The organism is Flavobacterium chungangense LMG 26729, assembly GCF_000735715.2.
GTDB classification, from domain to species: domain Bacteria; phylum Bacteroidota; class Bacteroidia; order Flavobacteriales; family Flavobacteriaceae; genus Flavobacterium; species Flavobacterium chungangense.
The window spans coordinates 33,324-51,962 of sequence record NZ_JASY01000005.1 but is presented as its reverse complement, the minus strand read 5'-3'; the positions used below and the strand labels follow the sequence as shown (position 1 = coordinate 51,962).

Sequence of the window (18,639 nt, the reverse complement as noted above, 5' to 3'; positions counted from 1 at the left end):
AACTGATTGATTTTAATTGTACAAATATTTAATTATTAAATTGATTGATTTGATTATATGTAACATTAGAATATGCTAATTCTTTATCAACTAAAAATTTAAAGAACTTATTATCTTCTTTCATCTTACCTATTTCAAGTATAGATTTTTGAGAATAAAAAAAACTCCCATTTAAATTCTGTTGATAAGTATATGTTTCAAGATACATTGTAACTCCCTTCTTTAAAACTGTAGGATTAGAGAAATCTTTAGCTATAAATATATTAGGAAATTTATCCTTATCAACATATAATTCTCCAGTACTTTCGTTAATTGGATTAAAATGACCATCAGGAGTTTTTTCTAAAAACAAAATTAATCTCTGTCCCGCTTTTAATTCTCCCATTCTTGGATCACATAACCATTCCTTCCAAATTGTAACATTAATTTTCGGACCTGATCTTCCTTTCACAAATTGACTTATTGTGAATTCGTAGCTATTTTTAAAAACTTTGGAAACACTCCCGTCAACAATTAAATCCGCTTTTGAAATGACAATAGAATATGGTATCGTCATTTTTTTATAGTTCAAATTAAATGTTGGACCTATAAATAACAATAAACAGACTAAAATCTTCATAGGTAATCATTTAAACAGTAAAGTATATTTTCAAATATAATACAATAAATCGCATTATACATGAAAATGTACAATGCGATTTATTTGTAAGCTACTATTAAAAACTACTTCTGACGCTTCTTCAAAACATCAATTACATCATTTAACTGATATCCTTTTGCCTGTAACAAAATCAGGTAATGAAAAAGCAAATCGGCGCTTTCGCTCAGGAATAAGTCATCGTTATCATCTTTCGCTTCAATAACCACTTCTACTGCTTCTTCACCTACTTTTTGAGCTATTTTATTGATTCCTTTTTCGAATAAAGAAGCTACATAACTTTTCTCAGAATCAGCATTTTCTCTGCGGGTTTTGATTGTATTTTCTAATTCGGAAATAAAACCATAATTAGCATCATTTGGTTCCTGCCAGCAAGTATCCGCACCAGTATGGCAAGTTGGTCCAACAGGTTTTGCCTGAATTAAAAGCGTATCACCGTCGCAGTCATTTTTTATACTTACCAGATTCAAAAAATTTCCGCTCTCCTCGCCTTTTGTCCAAAGCCTTTGTTTGGATCTGCTGAAAAAAGTCACTTTTTGAGTCTCTATTGTCTTTTGAAGCGATTCTTCATTCATATACCCCAGCATCAGGACGTTTTTAGTCTCTGAATCCTGAATAATTGCCGGAATTAATCCGTGGGCGCTTTTAATATCTATTTCCATATTAGTCTAAAGTTGTAAAGTCTAAAGTCTTAAAGTTAAAACTACATTCGGACTTCTATATTTTTATTTTTATTGTTTAAATCTTTCTTCTTGACTCTATTCTAAAGTCTAACTTCAATATCATTTTTCCTAAGTTCCTGTTTCAACGCTTTTATTTCGATTTCTTTAAAGTGAAAAACACTCGCAGCCAAAGCTGCATCTGCTTTTCCTACCTTAAAAGAATCAACAAAGTGCTGAATATTTCCAGCTCCTCCCGAAGCAATAATCGGAATATTAATTAATCCTGACAATTTTGCCAAAGCCTCGTTTGCAAAACCATTTTTAGTCCCGTCATTATCCATTGAGGTGAATAAAATTTCACCAGCACCGCGTTCAGCTACCTCAACCGCCCAATCGAATAAATTTAATTCTGTTGGAACTTTTCCACCCACCAAATGTACGATCCATTGTCCGTCTATTTGTTTGGCATCAATTGCCACCACCACACACTGGCTTCCGAATTTCTGAGCCAGGTCATTAATCAATTGTGGATTTTTTACTGCCGATGAATTGATCGAAACTTTATCAGCTCCGTTATTCAAAAGGATTTCAACATCTTCTACAGATGAAATTCCGCCACCAACAGTAAACGGAATATTGATTTTCTCCGCCACACTTCGTACCATATTGACTAATGTTTTTCTACGCTCTTCCGTTGCCGAAATATCCAGAAAAACCAATTCATCCGCACCTTCAGCCGAGTAAATTTCAGCCAGTTCAACCGGATCACCCGCATCACGCAAATCTACAAAATTTACGCCTTTTACGGTTCTTCCGTTTTTTATATCTAAACAGGGTATAATTCTTTTTGCAAGCATTTTTTTTGTTGTTTCACAGAGATTCGCAAAACGTTCACAGAGATTCACAAAGATTTTTTTTAGTGAATCTTTGTGTTTTACTTCGTGCAACTTTGCGAAATAATCTATTTATTTAAAATATAATTCTCTAATTGCTTTAATGTAATTCTTCCCTCGTAAATTGCTTTCCCGATTATAGTTCCTTCACAGCCTAATTCGGCTAATTTTGGCAATTCGTCGAAAGTTGAAATTCCACCTGAAGCGATAAGTTTTACACCTTTGGCTTCGGCTAAGATTTTACCGTACAAATCAAAACTTGGTCCTTCCAACATTCCGTCTTTGGCTATATCAGTACAAATAACATACTGAATTCCTTTGGTTTGGTAATTCTGAATAAACGGAACCAAATCTTCATCTGAATCTTCCAGCCAGCCTGAAACTGCAATTTTCTCGTCTTTGGCGTCAGCTCCTAAAATAATTTTATCTGATCCGTATTCTGCAATCCATTTTTCGAAAATAGCTCTGTTTTTTACCGCAATACTTCCTCCTGTAATTTGGTTTGCACCGCTTTCAAAAGCAATTCTCAAATCATCATCTGATTTCAAACCTCCTCCAAAATCAATTTTCAAACCCGTTTGCGTTGCAATTTGCTCTAATATTTTATAATTGACAATTTTGCTTGATTTCGCACCGTCAAGATCCACTAAATGAAGATATTCAATTCCGTGCGCTTCAAATGATTTCGCTACTTCAAGCGGATTTTCATTGTAAATTATTTTGGTATCATAATCACCTTTGGACAAACGAACGCATTTTCCGTCAATGATATCTATGGCTGGTATTATTCTCATTTTATTTTAGTCTTAAAGTTTGAAAGTCTAAAGTCGTAAAGTTTTGATTTTTGATTAACGAATTTTGATTTCAGATTTTCTAAATTGATATTTTGATTGTAATTGATTTTTTAAATTGGAATTTGGGATTTAAAAATTGGAATTTAACTTCAAGAAATTCCCAAGGATTTTCTCTCCAACATCACCACTTTTTTCAGGGTGAAATTGTGTTCCGTAAAAATTATTTTTATGTAATGCCGATGCGTATTCAACATCATAATTTGTTGTGGCAATAGCTTCAGCACAATTTGGTGCGTAGAAACTATGTACCAGATACATGAATTCATTTTCAGCAATATCCTTAAATAAATCCGATTTTAAATTATAGATTTGGTTCCATCCCATCTGTGGCACTTTTACTTTTGAAGTAAATTTAATTACATCCACATCAAAAATTCCCAAACCTTTTGTATTTCCTTCTTCCGTTGAATTGCACATTAATTGCATTCCAAGACAGATTCCGAATACAGGCTGTTTCAATTTTGGAATCAAACTATCCAAACCACTTTCCTTCAGTTTTCCCATAGCATAACTCGCTTCGCCCACACCTGGAAAAATCACTTTATCTGCCGACTGAATTTCTTCAGGATTATTGCTTAAAACAGCTTTAAAACCAAGTCTTTCAATAGCAAACATGATGCTTTGAATATTACCTGCGCCGTAATTTATGATAACTAATTTCATTTAATTTTTGTTTCAGGTTTCAAGTTTAAAGTTTCAAGTTGCTCAACAAAACGTGAAACCTGAAACTTTAAACCTGAAACAATTTTTCTAAAGATCTGTATAATGAGCAATCATTTTATTTACCAATCCGTTTTCATCAAAAAACATAACTTCAACTGCCATTTTATTCATAACCGATTTATAGTAAAGTGCCACCGAATCAATACTGGATGTAACTTCAACCAATTCAAAATGCAAATCAGGAATTTTGGTTAACGCTTTTTCCCAGTATGCCCTTACCTCTTCTTTTCCCTGAATTGAGCCACTTTCTATTCCTGCAGCCAGTTTTAACATTGGCGTTGTAATTTCAATTTCTTCCGAATAATGCTTCATGATATCGTCTAAATCATGAGAATTCCAGGAATCAATCCATTCTTTGGCAAATTTTTTAGCGTCCATTTCTTTTTTGTTTGATTTGTTTCAGGCCCCACGTTTCAAGTTACTCAACAGAACGTGAAACCTAAAACTTGAAACATTTTTTTACAACATTCCCTTCGTCGAAGGCAAAATCATTTTCTCAGTATCTCTTTTTACGGCTACTTTTATAGCTTTCGCGAAAGCTTTAAAAATCGCTTCAATTTTATGGTGTTCGTTATCGCCTTCTGCTTTGATGTTGATATTTGCTTTTGCTCCGTCTGAGAATGATTTAAAGAAGTGAAAGAACATCTCAGTTGGCATTTTACCAACCATTTCGCGTTTAAATTCGGTTTCCCAAATCAGCCAGTTTCTTCCACCAAAGTCAATGGCAACCTGAGCTAAACAATCGTCCATTGGCAAACAGAAACCGTAACGCTCTATACCTAATTTATTTCCTAATGCTTTTGCAAAAACTTCACCTAAAGCAATTGCTGTATCTTCAATCGTGTGGTGTTCATCAACTTCTAAATCGCCTTTTACCAGTATTTCCAAATCCATTTGACCATGACGTGAAATCTGATCCAACATATGGTCGAAAAAAGCAATTCCGGTATCGATTTTACTTTTTCCTGTTCCGTCTAAATTTAAATTAATAAAAATGTCCGTTTCATGTGTTTTACGTGTAATCGAAGCAGAACGGGCCTCTAATTTCAAAAACTCATAAATTGTTTTCCAGTCCGTTGTCTGCAGGATAATCGTTTCATCTAGTTCTTCTCGTTTCGATGATATTTCAGTACTTCCCGCTCCGTCTGTCAAATTCATAAAAATGGCTTTTGCTCCTAAGTTTTTCGCGAGTTCAACATCAGTCAGACGATCTCCTAATACAAAAGAGTTTGCCAGATCGTAATTCGGATTGTCAATGTATTTTGTCAGCATTCCGGTTCTTGGCTTGCGTGTTGGTGCATTATCTTCCGGAAACGATCTGTCTACGAAAATATCATCAAACAAAACACCTTCATTTTCAAAAGCTCTCAGAATAAAATTCTGCGTTGGCCAAAACGTATCTTCCGGAAAACTATCCGTTCCTAATCCGTCCTGATTAGTTACCATTGCCAGTTCATAATCCAGCTCATTAGCAATTTTAGCCAGATACTGAAATGATTTTGGGTAAAACTCCAGTTTATCTAAACTGTCTAATTGATATCCTTTGGGTTCTAAAACAATCGTTCCGTCACGATCGATAAAAAGTACTTTTTTCATATTTCATTTTTTGAGAATAAAGAAAAGAAAGTAAAGAGAATAGATTTGTTATTCAATCTCTAAAGCTCTACAATTTTTCTTTATTCTTTGCTCTATATTATTTTTCTTTCTATTACAGCAACTTCAATTCCTTAATCAAAACAGCATTTTCTTCAGGAATACCAATCGTAAAACGAAGGCAGTTTTCGCATAAAGGCTGTGTTGTTCTGTTTCTGATAACAATTCCTTTTTCAATCAACTGATCGTATCTTTTATTGGCATCGTCCACTTTTACCAACACAAAATTAGCTTCTGTGGGATATACTTTTTCAACAAAAGCAACGTCTCCCAAAACTTTAAGCAGTTCTTCTCTTTGTTCGATAATAGAAGCTATTTCCTGTTTTATTTTATCACCATCTTTCAAACGTTCAATCGCTCTTTGCTGCGTCAGTTCGTTTACATTGTATGGAGGTTTGATTTTATTTAAAATTGAAATCACGGCTTCTGAAGCATAACAAACTCCCAAACGAATTCCTGCCAAGCCATACGCTTTTGAAAGTGTCTGTGTAATCACCAAGTTTGGATATTCATCAATTTCAATCAGCCAGCTTTCTTTATCCGAAAAATCAATATAAGCTTCATCAATTACCACCAAACCTTTAAAATTCTGAAGCAATTTCACTACACTTTCATCTGAAAATGAATTTCCGGTTGGATTGTTTGGCGAACATAAAAAGATGATTTTAGTATTATCGTCAACCGCTTCTAAAATTTTCTCAACCTGTGGCTGAAAATCTGTCGAAAGCAAAACTTCTCTGTTTTCTACGGCATTAATATTCGCCAGAACGCTGTACATTCCGTACGTGGGCGGCAATGAAATAATATTGTCTGTTTTTGGTTCGCAAAAAGCTCTGAAAAGCAGATCCAATACTTCATCACTTCCGTTTCCTAATAAAATCTGGCTTTGTTTTACCTTATTATTCTTAGCTAAAATTGCCTTAACCGAATTCTGCTGTGGATCCGGATAACGGTTTACACCATTCTGAAACGGATTTTCATTCGCGTCCAGAAAAATCATTTCGGCTGTATCAAAATCTTCAAATTCATCACGCGCGGACGAATATGGTTTTAAAGATTTTACGTTTTCACGTGTTATTGTATTTATATCGAATGTGCTCATTGGTTTATTTTTTTAATTAGAAGAAAGAATCAAGAGGAAAGACTTTTGCCTAAAATACTCTGCTATTTACTATTCTTGCTTCTTTACTTATCTAGTTCATTCAATCGAAGTGTCACTGCATTTTTATGCGCCTGTAATCCTTCTGCTTCAGCCATAAGTTCAATTGCCGGCCCAATATTCTGAATTCCTTTTTCTGAAATTTTCTGAAACGTCATGGATTTCATAAAACTATCCAGATTTACTCCGCTGTAATTTTTGGCATAACCGTTTGTCGGCAAAGTATGATTGGTTCCTGAAGCATAATCCCCGGCACTTTCAGGAGTATAATTTCCAACAAAAACAGAACCTGCATTAACAATTCCGTTGCAATAGAAATCATCATATTCTGAGCAGATGATAAAGTGTTCGGGACCGTATTCATTGATTAAGTCTAAAGCAATTTTATCATTTTCAACGAAAATTAATTTAGAATTCGCAATTGCTTTTTTTGCAATTTCTTTTCTTGGCAGCTCCTCCAACTGAATCTCAATTTCTTTTTCAACTGCTGCAATAAGCTTTTTCGAAGTTGAAACTAAAATTACCTGGCTATCAGCCCCATGTTCTGCCTGAGACAATAAATCTGAGGCAACAAAAGCCGGAACAGCTGTATCATCAGCCACAACTAATAATTCTGAAGGTCCTGCAGGCATATCAATTGCAACTCCAAACTGGGTTGCCAATTGTTTAGCCACCGTTACAAACTGATTTCCGGGACCGAAAATTTTATATACTTTCGGGATTGACTGCGTTCCGAAAGTCATTCCGGCAATAGCCTGGATTCCTCCTACTTTTAATATTTTGGTTACTCCGCATAAATTGGCAGCATACAAAATTGCAGGATTAATTTTTCCGGTTTTATCCGGAGGTGAGCATAACACAATTTCTTTCGAACCGGCAATTTCTGCAGGAACAGCCAGCATTAAAACCGTTGAAAATAACGGAGCGGTTCCACCCGGGATATACAAACCAATTTTTTGAATTGGTCTTTTTTCCTGCCAGCAGTTAACACCTTCAATCGTTTCAATTGAGATTCTTTCTGTTTTTTGTGCTGAGTGGAATTTATAAATATTGTTTTTAGCAAGCTGAATCGCTTCTTTCAATTCAGCAGAAACTAAAGTAATTGCTTCTTCAATTTCTTCAGGAGAAACTTCATAATTGTCTAATGCAATACTGTCGAAGATAGAAGTGTATTTTGCAACAGCTTCATCTCCTTTTTTCTGTACTTCTTTAAATATTTCTTTAACCGTAACTTCGATATCATCGATTGTTTTCGTAGGCCTTTTTAAAATTTCTGACCAGGTATCCGGTTTTGGGTTATTTATTTTATTCATTTTTTTATGCTTTAAGCTTCAGGCTGTACGCAATAAGCTTTATTAACTTTATGTTTTTTTGGCTTAAAGCGTATTGCCTAAAGCCTATAGCGGACTAAGTCCTAAAGAACCATTTTCTCAATTGGGCAAACCAAAATTCCTTCTGCTCCAGCTTCTTTTAACTGATCGATTACGTCCCAAAAAGTATCTTTATCAATTACAGAGTGTACGCTGCTCCATCCTTCCTGAGCCAATGGTAAAACGGTAAGGCTTCTTAAAACCGGTAAGATTTTACCAATTTCATCAATCTTTTCATTTGGCACGTTCATCAAAATATATTTTGAATTTCTAGCTCTTAATACCGATTGGATTCTAAACTTTAATGTATCAATATGTTTTTGAATTTCAGGAGAGACTTTTGGTGAAACGGCTAAAACTGCTTCACTTTTCAAAATTACCTCAACTTCTTTCAAATTATTTTTAAACAAAGTACTTCCGCTTGAAACAATATCAACAATTGCATCAGCAAGACCAATATTAGGCGCAATCTCTACCGATCCGGAAATTTGGTGAATATCAACTGTTAACCCGAATGAACCAAAATATTCGTTAACTGTATTTGGATATGAAGTCGCAACTCTCAAACCTGCCAGATCCTGAACCGAATTATATTCAAAAGTTTTAGGAACTGCTACAGAAACTTTGCATTTTGAGAATCCTAATTTCTGAACTACTTCAATACCTTTTCCTTTTTCTACCAAAAGATTGTCACCAACAATTGCCAAATCTACCACTCCGTCAATTAAATATTGGGGAATATCAGAATTTCTTAAATATAAAACTTCAAGAGGAAAGTTTGAAGCTTCGGCTTTTAATTGGTCGATTCCGTTGTTGATTGAAATACCACAGTCTTTTAAGATCTGAATGCTGTCTTCGTTTAAACGACCTGATTTCTGAATTGCAATTTTTAAAGTACTCATTTTTCTTTTTTTGTTTAATTAATAGTTTGAGTACAAAGAATAGGTAATAAAAAACCCGTTTGATGTACTCAAACGGGTTTTAAAATATGATGATTTACATCCATACATTAACACATCGCCTGAGAGCAATTATGAAAATGATGATGATGTAATTGATTTCTAAACATTGTTGGTTGTTTTTTTTATTCTTTGATTCGGTTGCAAATATACAGGTTAATTTCATAAAAAAGCAATTTTTATTTTAACTTAACTGTAGTTTATTGTTAAAAAAAAGATTTAGCCATTATTTTAACAGATTTTATAAGTCCATACTATTTCATTTCTTCGTTAAATTCTAAAATTACTATAGTTCCGGTATTAATTTTACTTTCCATTTGAAATGTAATATGGAGCAATTCTGTAAAACGTTTCACAATAGACAATCCTAATCCTGTTCCTTTAATTTCAGGGTGTAGAGATGAATTTGATCTAAAAAAAGGATTAAAAACGGTCTCTAAATCTTCCTTGGCGATTCCTATTCCGTTATCTGAAATTTTACAAATTATTTTCCCGGTACGTTTAGAAAGAGAAACAGATACCTCACCGCCCTCGTTTGTATATTTGACAGCATTCGAAATAATATTTCTAAGAATGGTTACTACCAGATAATTGTCTGAATTGATATAAAAATCTTCTTCAGCATTAAATTTCACATTGATTTTCTTGTTATTTATTTTTTCTGAATTTAAGGTTATAACATCCAAAATCAATGCATTCAAATAAACAGACTCCCGTAAAATATTTTGTTTTTGATTCTCGAAACGGGCCAGCATGAGAAGCTGATCAACTAATATATTTAAATGATCTACTTCATTAATACAGTAATTTATTTTTTCTTCATATTCCTTATGGTCCCGTGGTTTTCTAATCAGTACTTCTAGAGTTCCTTTTATGACTGTTAAAGGTGTTCTTAGTTCATGAGAGGCATCTGAAGTAAACTGTTTTTCACGTTCAATCGCATCTTCAATTCGATTTAATAAGCTGTTTATGGTTTCTGAAAGTGTGTACAATTCGTCATGTTTTTTAGGCAAAGGAATCCTTGATTTTAAATTATCTTTTGTAATCATTCCTGATATACTGGTAATTGCATTTATAGGTTTTATGCTTCTGCCTGCAAAAAAACGTGCAATAAAAAACAGTACTAACAAAATTATAGGAAAAGCCATTATCATAATATCGAATAATCTATCCAAGACTAATATTGAATCATTTAACGACATTGCTATTATTAAGTACCCTATTTTCTTAGATCGAACAATCAGGGGTGCCTGAACCTGGCGAATTGTATTGGCTCCAATTTTTGCATCAAATATTTTAAAATTTTCTACATTTTCATGAAATACAAGTCTTTTATTCTTAAGATTTGGTGATTTTTCAGAGATTTTTTTGTCTAAGTCTAAAAATTGAACAAAAACCGGATTAATATCTACCGTATTATGTTCACGTTCCTCCCATTCTTCTTCATCAACCAGGATTACAGCATTATTTACAACTTTGATTTCGTTAAAATGATTCTGAAGTTCAACCTTAATACCAGTATCAATATGACTGTAAACAGCATGTTTCACTATATAATATAGCGTAAAAAAAACAACCAGGATCAACAAACCGGTTGTAATAATGTAATTTAAGGCAATTCTGTTTTTAAAAGAAAGCTGTGTCATTCTTTAATCATTTGCTATATATCCAACACCACGGATTGTTTTGATGTAATCTTCCTCAATTTTTAATTTCAGTTTTTTTCTGATGGCGTTCATAAAAACATCAATAACACCGGTATCATATTCAAAATTTATATCCCAGACATCTTTTAAAATCTGGTTTCGGGTACATACTTTTCCTTTATTTTTAATCAAATAAACCAACAATTCAAATTCTCTTTGTGTAAGTGAAATTTCATCATTGTTTTTTAAAACGGTATACTTCGATAAATCAATTTTAATAGTTCCTAAAGTCAATATTTCTGAATCTTTTTGAACTCTGAAATGAACTTTTATACGTTCTACTAATTCTTCAAAACTAAACGGTTTTTTGATATAATCATTAGCTCCGGCTTTTAGACCTTCTATAGTTTCCTGAACTGTATCTTTTGCTGTCAAAAAAATAATTGGGGTATTACGATTTTTAATTCTGATAGCTTTACATAAATCCAAACCACTAATTTTAGGCAGCATCCAGTCTAACAAAATCAAATCAAACTGATGGTTTTGAGTCAATTCAAAACCTATTAAACCATCACTGGCAGTAGTTATCTCATATCCTTCTTCTTCCAGACCCTGTTTCAAAAACTGAATAATTCCCAGCTCATCTTCAACTATTAAAATATGCATTTCATTTTTTTTATTAAGATTTTATTTATATATTTATAATTGATTTTTATCAAAGATAAAAAATTTTATATGGTATAAATGTTCAAAAACATCACAATAAAAAAATGCAGTCATCTTAAGTAAACTTTAAGAATACTCTAAGGAAGGAAATAGTTTTTCTTAATCTGGAATTAATCAATCAAAATTAATTTTACAAAAAAAATACATGATATTTTACAAGAAACTTTCCCCATTTTACAATCTGGCTTTATTCTATTTTATTATCAGTTTCCTACTGCGGATTGTTTTACTTTTACATCCCATAACACAGAGCTCATTCAGTTTTACTGAAAGCCTAAAAATCTTTGGTTTAGGATTATTGTCAGATTTTTTTGTCTTTGTAATTGCCAGTGTTTTTTTATGGCTTTATTTAATTTTTATCTCAAATTCCAAATATAATAAACCGTCCGGATATATTATTCTGGGGGGTTATACCATTTTATTTCTGTATGTTGCTTCAGGCAAAAGTATTTTAGACGAGTACGGAGGTGGATTACCAAGGATTGCAATTATTTTTATCGGGATCAAAACCGTTTTATTTGGTTTACTTTTATTTGTCCCAAAATTGAGAAACAAAATCAGATTTTGGTTGTTTTCCTTTGTTATTTTTCTATATGTTTTATTAATTCTGCAAAATGGAATAAGTGAGTTTTTCTTCTGGAATGAATTTGGTGTAAAATACAACTTCATCGCTGTAAATTATCTGATTTACACCAATGAAGTTATCGGAAACATTATGCAGTCTTATCCTGTAATTCCAATATTCACAGCCTTATTTTTGATAACCGGTATTGTTACTTATTTTATTCTGAAAAAGTCAAGAATTTATATTGATGAAATTCCAAATTTTAAAACTAAACTTAAAATTTCAGTAATTTATATTGTCTTGTTTTTAATTTCCTTAGTTGCAATTCCAACCTTGTCTAAAACAGAAAACTCAAAAAATGTATTTGTTAATGAATTGCAGTCTAATGGCATCTATAAATTTTATTTGGCTTTTCAGAATAACAAATTAGACTATTTTAAATTTTACGAAACACTTCCAAAAGAAAAATCTTTTGTCTTATTAAAACAGCAATTTCCTACTATTTCAGGTCAAAATTCAATTCAGAAAATAAAAAGTGATTCCGTAGAAAATCATAAAAATGTGGTTCTTATTACTATCGAAAGTTATAGTGCTGAATTTATGAAAATGTATGGCAACGAAAAGAACATAACTCCGTTTTTGGATAGCTTAGCGCAAAAAAGCCTGCAGTTTACCAATTTATATGCTGCAGGAAACCGAACTGTACGCGGACTTGAGGCCGTAACTTTATGCCTTCCTCCAACTGCTGGTGAGAGCGTGGTGAAAAGAGAAGACAATAAGAATAAATTCTCAACCGGTGCTATTTTTAAGCAAAAAGGATATGATGTAAAATTCATGTATGGCGGCGATGCTTTTTTTGATAATATGCAGGATTTTTATTCAGGAAATGGATATGAAATTGTTGACAAATCAAGCTTTACATCCGGGGAAATCACATTTTCTAATGTTTGGGGCGTATGTGATGAAGATATGTACAATAAAGCCATAAAGGTTATGAGTGCTGAAGCTAAAGAAAATAAGCCTTTTTTTAACCATATTATGACAGTAAGCAATCACAGGCCTTTTACTTATCCTAATAATAAGATTGACATTTCCGGCGATATAAAATCCCGTGACGGAGGGGTAAAATATACTGATTATTCGCTAAGAAAATTCTTTGAAATGGCCAGCAAACAATCCTGGTTTACCAATACTGTTTTTGTAATTGTTGCAGATCATTGTGCATCAAGCGCAGGAAAAACGGAATTACCAATGGATAAATACAGAATTCCGGCTTTTATTTACACTCCGGGAATCAAACCTGAAAAATGTACAAAGCTAATGTCGCAAATTGATCTTATGCCAACGCTTTTCGGATTATTGCATTTCGATTACCAAAGCAAGTTTTTTGGTCAGGATGTTTTAAAATCAGATTATAAGCCAAGAGCATTTATTGCTACCTATCAGGATTTAGGAATGATCAGGGATAATGTCCTGACTATTTTATCACCAAAACAGCAGGTAAAACAATATCAACTGTTTTTAACTCCTAAAAAAGGTGTTTCGCCAGAATATCAGATTCATTACGAAGAGAAACCTCTAAAAAACAAAAGAACCGATTTAATAAATCAAACCATTTCATTTTACCAGACAGCTTCTGATATTTTGAAACGAAAAGAATATCAGAAATTTCAATAAATCTTCTTACTATATGAAACCCGAAGCCCGGATGAAAGCGACATCCTTTTGTGTACCCTTTTTTTGAGACGGTTGTGCAAAAAACACAGCGAACAGCAGGAACATCTCCTTAAAAAAATGTTTTATATATTCTAAATTACTGTATTCTAAAACCTTATCTTTATGTATCTTTTTAGATAACAGCTATACATCAATCATTATCATTATTTATAATGAAGAAGGTTTTAAAGAAATACAGCAACAAGGCAAAAGCCGCTTTTATTTTACTGATTGTAATGCTGATTATTGTATTAAGTAACTTTAATACGCTTCGAAATTCTAAAAATGTCAACGAAAATATCAACACTATTTATAATGACAGACTCGTTGTGGCCTATTATATTTTTCAATATGCAAATGAGCTTCACTATATAAAAGCGGAAGCACAGAAAGAGAATTTAAATGATATAACGAAAAATGACGAAATAAAAAATGCCCTGAAAATAATACATACAATTGATGATTTGTACTTTAAAACGGTTTTGACCCCGAAGGAAAAAATTCATTTTGACAATTTTCTGGCTTCCTGTTCTGCAATTAGTAGAGATGTGCAAAATAAAAACTGGAATCATATTGTACCTCTATGCGACAAGGCTTTAAACACACTGAATCAGCTTTCGGAAATTCAGGTAAAGGAAGGAAAAGTCAAACTCGCAAGTGCAAATGCGATGCATAGCGGTAACAATACACTTGGGCAGCTGGAGATTGCTTTGCTGATTATTTTGGGTGGAATTACTTTTTACTTATTGATTATAAAAAAGCATAAAAGAAATATTAAAATTCCGGGATCACCGAGTCTTAATTAAAAACAGAAAGCCTGTGAAGTTCTATTTCACAGGCTTTCTGTTTTATTGAATTATGATAAAATCCTTAATCATTTTGATTCTGCATTCCGAAAAGATTTCCTTTCTGAAATAACTTCAAATCCTGCTTTAAAGCTTTGCTGTTACGTTTTGTAAGTTCGTTCGAATCTAAATCGCTTAAATCAGGTTTTCCTGCATTTACCCACGCTGTGTACCAAAAACTGGCAGTTGCTGTGATGGCCTTTTTCATCTGGTTTTCTACCATTCCGTTTAGTTCCGTGTGCAATTTAGCAGCATATTCGTCTGAGAATTTAGCCGAATTGTATTTGCTCTTTACAATTTTGCCTTCAGCATCTACAACAAAAATCTGGTTTTCTGGAGTTGAAGTTCTTAGCTTTTTGTCAACTGTCAATAGTGGCTCAACCAAGTTGTGTGTATCTCTGATCATGTCCCAGGTTGCTTTGTGAACATCATCATAATACTGCACTTCAGGAACATTTAATTTATAATTTTTAACGAACAGCTCAGGCAGCCTGCTTTCCCAAAGTGAATGGATTCCTTTTTGATCTGTTAACTGACCATCATGATTGGCAGAAGTATGTAATGGCATGTGCGCATCTCCTATGTAATGACCTAAATCTGCAGCAAGAAATAAGATTTCGGCTCTGTTTTTTTCTTTGAAAGCTTTGGTTAACTTGGTCATCATGTCTTCAATGTACCAAGGTAAAATTCCGTTGTCGTTCAGGAATTTTATATCGTACTTTTTAGTTGCTTCGTCCAGTGTTTTAGGTAAACTGTCAATTGGTGTTTTAAAGTTTTCAAGATCAATATAATGTCTTGGGTTTTCATCTTTATACTTTAAGGCATATTTGCGAATATCGGGAACAGAAGCTTCCTGTGTAATAAAATCAATATGATTATAAAAAAAGACTTGTAATTGTTGAGGCAGTGCCATTACAGCAGCTTTATTGATGCGTTCATGTCCCACAATTCCCCAGGATAAGGTCAAAAATCCAATTCCAATGGCAAAAAAAGCAATTAGTTTTGGTTTCATTTTAAAATTTTTCATTTGAAGTTTTATTTGAACTGCAAATTTATTTCTTTTAAAGATAATTCAAAAAAATACTAATTAATATTGTGTTAATTTAATTTTTATGATTTTTAAAACCTTTTAAATAATATAAATTTACATTTAACTCACGATGAAGTTATTTCATAATTTTGTACTATTTTTACTTGAAAATTGCTGTATGCGCCTAATTCACTCTATTCTTTTTTCACTGATATTCATTTCAATTAGTTCTGCACAAGATGATATTGTACAATTAAAAAATGTTAGTGATACGATTCTAAATCCTAAAAGAACATTAAAAATATCCGATCCTCTGAATGGAATAAAAACCATGCAGCAGTTATTTCCCGGAAGATTATACAAGAAGTCTTCATACAACACTTTTATAAGCTGGAAATGCAATACCTGTAAACCCACAACCTACACGGATGTTAATGGAGTTGAAGAAGATCCATTATTTCCTTATGCGGAAGGTGTTGCAACACGACTTGATACTACAATTAATTATACAGATTCAAAAGGAAATCAATTCAAAATGTTGGTTTTTAATCATTCTGTTTATGATGCCGATGGATCACAGACAGGGCGTTTTAGCGGAGGCCTTTTAGGATTAGCCAAATTTGCAAAAAATGGAAGTGTCTGGGAAATGAAGTCGTATCAACCAGCAATTGCTGCCTTTGGTGCTTTCTCTCATATACCTGCTTTGAAACTTGTTGAAATTGGTGAAGATCAATATGCTTTTTCGTTGATACATGCCAACGGAGGCGCTGGCGGACCTTATAATGCCTACCTATATCTTATCGTAGGTTTTAATGGAAAATACCAGACTTTAATGGAACTGGGAGATTACAGACTTTCTAATAATGCGGAAGGCAGTACCGAATGGTCCAGTACATACAAGGTTGTCAATGATGGCAAGAAAAAGTTTTTTAGGGATTTTACCATTACAACCACCGGATTTTATAAAAAAGCGAAAGGAACTGAAGAAGACTTTGAAGTAGAAATGCCAAAGGAATTAAGCGAAATGGCTAAAACGAAAAAACAATTTAATTTTACTATTGAAAAACGCCTTTCATTTGATGGTAAATGGTACACTATTGTTGGTAAACCTGTTGTCAAGTACTATAATATTAAGTAATACTCCATTCAACCCTAACTTTAAAAGTTTAATTTAAAGTAAGTAAATGAAAAAAATCATTTAAGATATAAAATCGACATCAAACCTAAACCTGCAATGAATATCCAAAGCAACACGCCCTGCAATAATGGCTTTACTCCTACTGATTTTAAAGCATTACTATTTAAAGTTGCCCCGATCAGAAACAAAGTAATGATTAAACCGATTTTTGCAATTCCAACGACATTTGGTGTAAAAACAGCTATTTGAGGCACGTAAGAATTTAAAAGCATTGCCAAAATAAACAATCCGATAAAATACGGAATCTTAATTTTTGAGTTTTTATTTTTAAAAATAATTGCTGTCAGAATCGAAATAGGAATGATCCATAACGCTCTTGCCAATTTTACAGTTGTAGCAATCTGCAAGGCTTCGGTACCATATTTATTGGCCGCTCCTACTACCGAACTGGTATCATGAATCGCGATAGCACACCATAATCCAAAATCTTTCTCGGATAAATCAAGCTGATGCCCAATGAACGGAAACACAAACAGAGCAACTGAATTCAGAATAAAAATCACCCCCAATGCAATAGAAGTCTGATTTTCATTTGATTTGATTGTTGGCGAAATAGCCGCAATGGCACTGCCTCCACAGATTGCAGTTCCACACGAAATTAAGTGAGAAGTTTTTTTATCGGTTTTAAGCCATTTCCCTAAAAGTGTACCGAAAATTAATGTGCTAAAAATAGACAGGACTGTCAGCAAAAAACCTTCTTTACCAGCTGAAATCGCTGATGAAGTGTTCATTCCGAAACCTAAGCCTACTACAGAAAACTGCAATAAAAAAGTGATTGCTTTATGATTGAATTCTAAAAACGGGTTTCCAAAAACATTTACAATAAAAACCCCTAACAGCAAAGCAATTGGCGGTGAAATAATTGAAAACACACATAACAGGATTACTGCACCAAAAATAATTTGCTGAAGAAAAAGATTAACATCTATTAAATGGGACGCTGTATGTTGTTGTGTTTTCAAAATAGGATACTTGATATTTACCCTGCAAAGTTCTGCCCTTTATTTTAAAAACACCAATCGTAAAATACAATCGACTATAACTTCAGGTTATAATAAGACGAAATATTCTGAATAAACAGTTCCGATAAAGCATCTGATTTCCCGAGTAATGTAATGATGTAAAAGTATCTTTCGATCGTTAAATTCTCTACATCTAAAACTATCAATTCATTATTTTTAAGCTCCTTGTCTACCGCATGTATTGACATGAAAGCAAAACAGTCTGAATTCAACAGATATGATTTTATACTTTCTGTATTTCCCAGCTGCATTTCGATTTGCAGATCGGATAATTTTACACCTACTTGTTTCAAAGCATATTCAATAACTTCTAGTGTTCCTGAACCACGCTCGCGGGTGATGAATTTCATTTCTTTTAAATCTTCCAGTGAAATTTCATTTTGCTTTACCAAAGGATTTTGGGTATTGCAAACCAAAACCAGTTCGTCTTTTATAAACGGAACATATTTAATCGACTGATTTTTAGATTGCCCTTCTACAATTCCGATTTCGATTTCTTTGTTGATTAAGGCATTTTCAATCTGTTCGGTATTTCCGTTCAGCAAATTGACTTTAATGTCCTGCTGTTTCTGATGAAATCTTGCCAAAACAGGCGAAATAATATATTGTGAAATGGTGGTGCTTGAACCTAAACGCAGCAACCCCTGACGCTCGTTGTGAAACGAACTCATGTCAAAGTCGATTTCGCGATAAACTTCGAATATCTTTTTGGTATGTTCTAAAAGAATTTTTCCTGCCGGAGTCAAGGCTATTTTAGAACCGTTACGTTCAAAAAGCTTGGTTTTATAAGTTTCTTCGAGTTCCTGAATGTGTTTTGAAACGGCTGGCTGGGTAATGTACAATTCTGTTGCCGCTTTAGTAAAATTAAGGCGGAGTGCAACAGTATAGAAAACTTTTAGCCTGAAATCCATTATTACTTATTTTTAAATTCTTTGCGAATCTCTGTGAAATCTTTGAGAA

At 33.1% G+C, this 18,639-nt stretch carries 18 protein-coding genes; 3 read left to right on the top strand and 15 right to left on the bottom strand.

Annotation, left to right across the window (positions count from 1 at the left end; genetic code table 11):
• Positions 1 to 28: 28 nt before the first annotated feature.
• The 12 genes from JE46_RS11085 to JE46_RS11030 all read right to left on the bottom strand — a co-directional run bounded on the left by JE46_RS11085 (position 29) and on the right by JE46_RS11030 (position 11,243).
• Complete coding sequence (locus tag JE46_RS11085) at positions 29 to 619, bottom strand: hypothetical protein (RefSeq protein ID WP_157505907.1); 591 nt, start codon at positions 617 to 619, stop codon at positions 29 to 31.
• Positions 620 to 723: 104 nt separating this feature from the next.
• Positions 724 to 1,320 carry a bifunctional phosphoribosyl-AMP cyclohydrolase/phosphoribosyl-ATP diphosphatase HisIE gene (gene hisIE, locus JE46_RS11080; protein WP_031455347.1) on the bottom strand — a complete coding sequence of 199 codons (597 nt, stop codon included), beginning with the start codon at positions 1,318 to 1,320 and terminating at the stop codon, positions 724 to 726.
• Between the two features lie 101 nt (positions 1,321 to 1,421).
• Positions 1,422 to 2,177 carry an imidazole glycerol phosphate synthase subunit HisF gene (gene hisF, locus JE46_RS11075; protein WP_031455346.1) on the bottom strand — a complete coding sequence of 252 codons (756 nt, stop codon included), beginning with the start codon at positions 2,175 to 2,177 and terminating at the stop codon, positions 1,422 to 1,424.
• Positions 2,178 to 2,281: 104 nt separating this feature from the next.
• Positions 2,282 to 3,007 carry a 1-(5-phosphoribosyl)-5-[(5-phosphoribosylamino)methylideneamino]imidazole-4-carboxamide isomerase gene (gene hisA, locus JE46_RS11070; RefSeq protein ID WP_031455345.1) on the bottom strand — a complete coding sequence of 242 codons (726 nt, stop codon included), beginning with the start codon at positions 3,005 to 3,007 and terminating at the stop codon, positions 2,282 to 2,284.
• A 129-nt stretch (positions 3,008 to 3,136) separates the two neighbouring features.
• Positions 3,137 to 3,730 (bottom strand): imidazole glycerol phosphate synthase subunit HisH, encoded by a 594-nt coding sequence (hisH, locus tag JE46_RS11065; RefSeq protein WP_031455344.1) that lies wholly within the window; start codon positions 3,728 to 3,730, stop codon positions 3,137 to 3,139.
• An 87-nt stretch (positions 3,731 to 3,817) separates the two neighbouring features.
• On the bottom strand, positions 3,818 to 4,168 hold the full coding sequence (locus JE46_RS11060; protein ID WP_031455343.1) for a nuclear transport factor 2 family protein: 351 nt from the start codon (positions 4,166 to 4,168) through the stop codon (positions 3,818 to 3,820).
• 81 nt (positions 4,169 to 4,249) lie between these two features.
• Positions 4,250 to 5,386: a bifunctional histidinol-phosphatase/imidazoleglycerol-phosphate dehydratase HisB gene (hisB, locus tag JE46_RS11055; protein WP_031455342.1), complete on the bottom strand. Its 1,137-nt coding sequence runs from the start codon at positions 5,384 to 5,386 to the stop codon at positions 4,250 to 4,252.
• A gap of 112 nt (positions 5,387 to 5,498) precedes the next feature.
• Positions 5,499 to 6,545 carry a histidinol-phosphate transaminase gene (gene hisC, locus JE46_RS11050; protein WP_031455341.1) on the bottom strand — a complete coding sequence of 349 codons (1,047 nt, stop codon included), beginning with the start codon at positions 6,543 to 6,545 and terminating at the stop codon, positions 5,499 to 5,501.
• An 83-nt stretch (positions 6,546 to 6,628) separates the two neighbouring features.
• Positions 6,629 to 7,915, bottom strand: coding sequence for a histidinol dehydrogenase (gene hisD / locus JE46_RS11045; protein WP_031455340.1), 1,287 nt, complete (start codon positions 7,913 to 7,915; stop codon positions 6,629 to 6,631).
• Between the two features lie 101 nt (positions 7,916 to 8,016).
• Complete coding sequence (gene hisG, locus JE46_RS11040) at positions 8,017 to 8,874, bottom strand: ATP phosphoribosyltransferase (RefSeq protein ID WP_031455339.1); 858 nt, start codon at positions 8,872 to 8,874, stop codon at positions 8,017 to 8,019.
• A 311-nt stretch (positions 8,875 to 9,185) separates the two neighbouring features.
• Positions 9,186 to 10,577 carry a HAMP domain-containing sensor histidine kinase gene (locus JE46_RS11035; RefSeq protein ID WP_031455338.1) on the bottom strand — a complete coding sequence of 464 codons (1,392 nt, stop codon included), beginning with the start codon at positions 10,575 to 10,577 and terminating at the stop codon, positions 9,186 to 9,188.
• A 3-nt stretch (positions 10,578 to 10,580) separates the two neighbouring features.
• Positions 10,581 to 11,243, bottom strand: a complete 663-nt coding sequence (locus JE46_RS11030) for a response regulator transcription factor (protein WP_031455337.1) — start codon at positions 11,241 to 11,243, stop codon at positions 10,581 to 10,583.
• Positions 11,244 to 11,448: 205 nt separating this feature from the next.
• On the opposite strand from JE46_RS11030, the gene JE46_RS11025 reads away from it, so the two are divergent.
• Both JE46_RS11025 and JE46_RS11020 read left to right on the top strand, forming a co-directional pair.
• Positions 11,449 to 13,545, top strand: coding sequence for an LTA synthase family protein (locus JE46_RS11025; RefSeq protein WP_031455336.1), 2,097 nt, complete (start codon positions 11,449 to 11,451; stop codon positions 13,543 to 13,545).
• 212 nt (positions 13,546 to 13,757) lie between these two features.
• Complete coding sequence (locus tag JE46_RS11020) at positions 13,758 to 14,390, top strand: MCP four helix bundle domain-containing protein (protein ID WP_031455335.1); 633 nt, start codon at positions 13,758 to 13,760, stop codon at positions 14,388 to 14,390.
• 64 nt (positions 14,391 to 14,454) lie between these two features.
• Here the strand turns inward: JE46_RS11020 and JE46_RS11015 are convergent, their stop codons facing one another.
• Entirely contained in the window at positions 14,455 to 15,456 is a 1,002-nt protein-coding gene (locus tag JE46_RS11015; RefSeq protein WP_031455334.1) for a zinc dependent phospholipase C family protein, read from the bottom strand.
• Between the two features lie 181 nt (positions 15,457 to 15,637).
• Between JE46_RS11015 and JE46_RS11010 the strand changes: the two genes are divergently transcribed.
• Positions 15,638 to 16,597 (top strand): hypothetical protein, encoded by a 960-nt coding sequence (locus JE46_RS11010; protein WP_031455333.1) that lies wholly within the window; start codon positions 15,638 to 15,640, stop codon positions 16,595 to 16,597.
• A gap of 56 nt (positions 16,598 to 16,653) precedes the next feature.
• Here JE46_RS11010 and JE46_RS11005 read toward each other — a convergent pair whose 3' ends face one another.
• Complete coding sequence (locus JE46_RS11005; RefSeq protein ID WP_031455332.1) at positions 16,654 to 17,619, bottom strand: YeiH family protein; 966 nt, start codon at positions 17,617 to 17,619, stop codon at positions 16,654 to 16,656.
• 74 nt (positions 17,620 to 17,693) lie between these two features.
• Positions 17,694 to 18,590, bottom strand: coding sequence for a LysR family transcriptional regulator (locus JE46_RS11000; protein WP_031455331.1), 897 nt, complete (start codon positions 18,588 to 18,590; stop codon positions 17,694 to 17,696).
• Between the last annotated feature and the right edge of the window lie 49 nt (positions 18,591 to 18,639).

Bases quoted from the DNA above. Each gene is read 5' to 3' on its own strand.
- JE46_RS11085 (WP_157505907.1), bottom strand. From the start codon at position 619: ATGAAGATTTTAGTCTGTTTATTGTTATTTATAGGTCCAACATTTAAT.
- hisIE (WP_031455347.1), bottom strand. From the start codon at position 1,320: ATGGAAATAGATATTAAAAGCGCCCACGGATTAATTCCGGCAATTATT.
- hisF (WP_031455346.1), bottom strand. From the start codon at position 2,177: ATGCTTGCAAAAAGAATTATACCCTGTTTAGATATAAAAAACGGAAGA.
- hisA (WP_031455345.1), bottom strand. From the start codon at position 3,007: ATGAGAATAATACCAGCCATAGATATCATTGACGGAAAATGCGTTCGT.
- hisH (WP_031455344.1), bottom strand. From the start codon at position 3,730: ATGAAATTAGTTATCATAAATTACGGCGCAGGTAATATTCAAAGCATC.
- JE46_RS11060 (WP_031455343.1), bottom strand. From the start codon at position 4,168: ATGGACGCTAAAAAATTTGCCAAAGAATGGATTGATTCCTGGAATTCT.
- hisB (WP_031455342.1), bottom strand. From the start codon at position 5,386: ATGAAAAAAGTACTTTTTATCGATCGTGACGGAACGATTGTTTTAGAA.
- hisC (WP_031455341.1), bottom strand. From the start codon at position 6,545: ATGAGCACATTCGATATAAATACAATAACACGTGAAAACGTAAAATCT.
- hisD (WP_031455340.1), bottom strand. From the start codon at position 7,915: ATGAATAAAATAAATAACCCAAAACCGGATACCTGGTCAGAAATTTTA.
- hisG (WP_031455339.1), bottom strand. From the start codon at position 8,874: ATGAGTACTTTAAAAATTGCAATTCAGAAATCAGGTCGTTTAAACGAA.
- JE46_RS11035 (WP_031455338.1), bottom strand. From the start codon at position 10,577: ATGACACAGCTTTCTTTTAAAAACAGAATTGCCTTAAATTACATTATT.
- JE46_RS11030 (WP_031455337.1), bottom strand. From the start codon at position 11,243: ATGCATATTTTAATAGTTGAAGATGAGCTGGGAATTATTCAGTTTTTG.
- JE46_RS11025 (WP_031455336.1), top strand. From the start codon at position 11,449: ATGATATTTTACAAGAAACTTTCCCCATTTTACAATCTGGCTTTATTC.
- JE46_RS11020 (WP_031455335.1), top strand. From the start codon at position 13,758: ATGAAGAAGGTTTTAAAGAAATACAGCAACAAGGCAAAAGCCGCTTTT.
- JE46_RS11015 (WP_031455334.1), bottom strand. From the start codon at position 15,456: ATGAAAAATTTTAAAATGAAACCAAAACTAATTGCTTTTTTTGCCATT.
- JE46_RS11010 (WP_031455333.1), top strand. From the start codon at position 15,638: ATGCGCCTAATTCACTCTATTCTTTTTTCACTGATATTCATTTCAATT.
- JE46_RS11000 (WP_031455331.1), bottom strand. From the start codon at position 18,590: ATGGATTTCAGGCTAAAAGTTTTCTATACTGTTGCACTCCGCCTTAAT.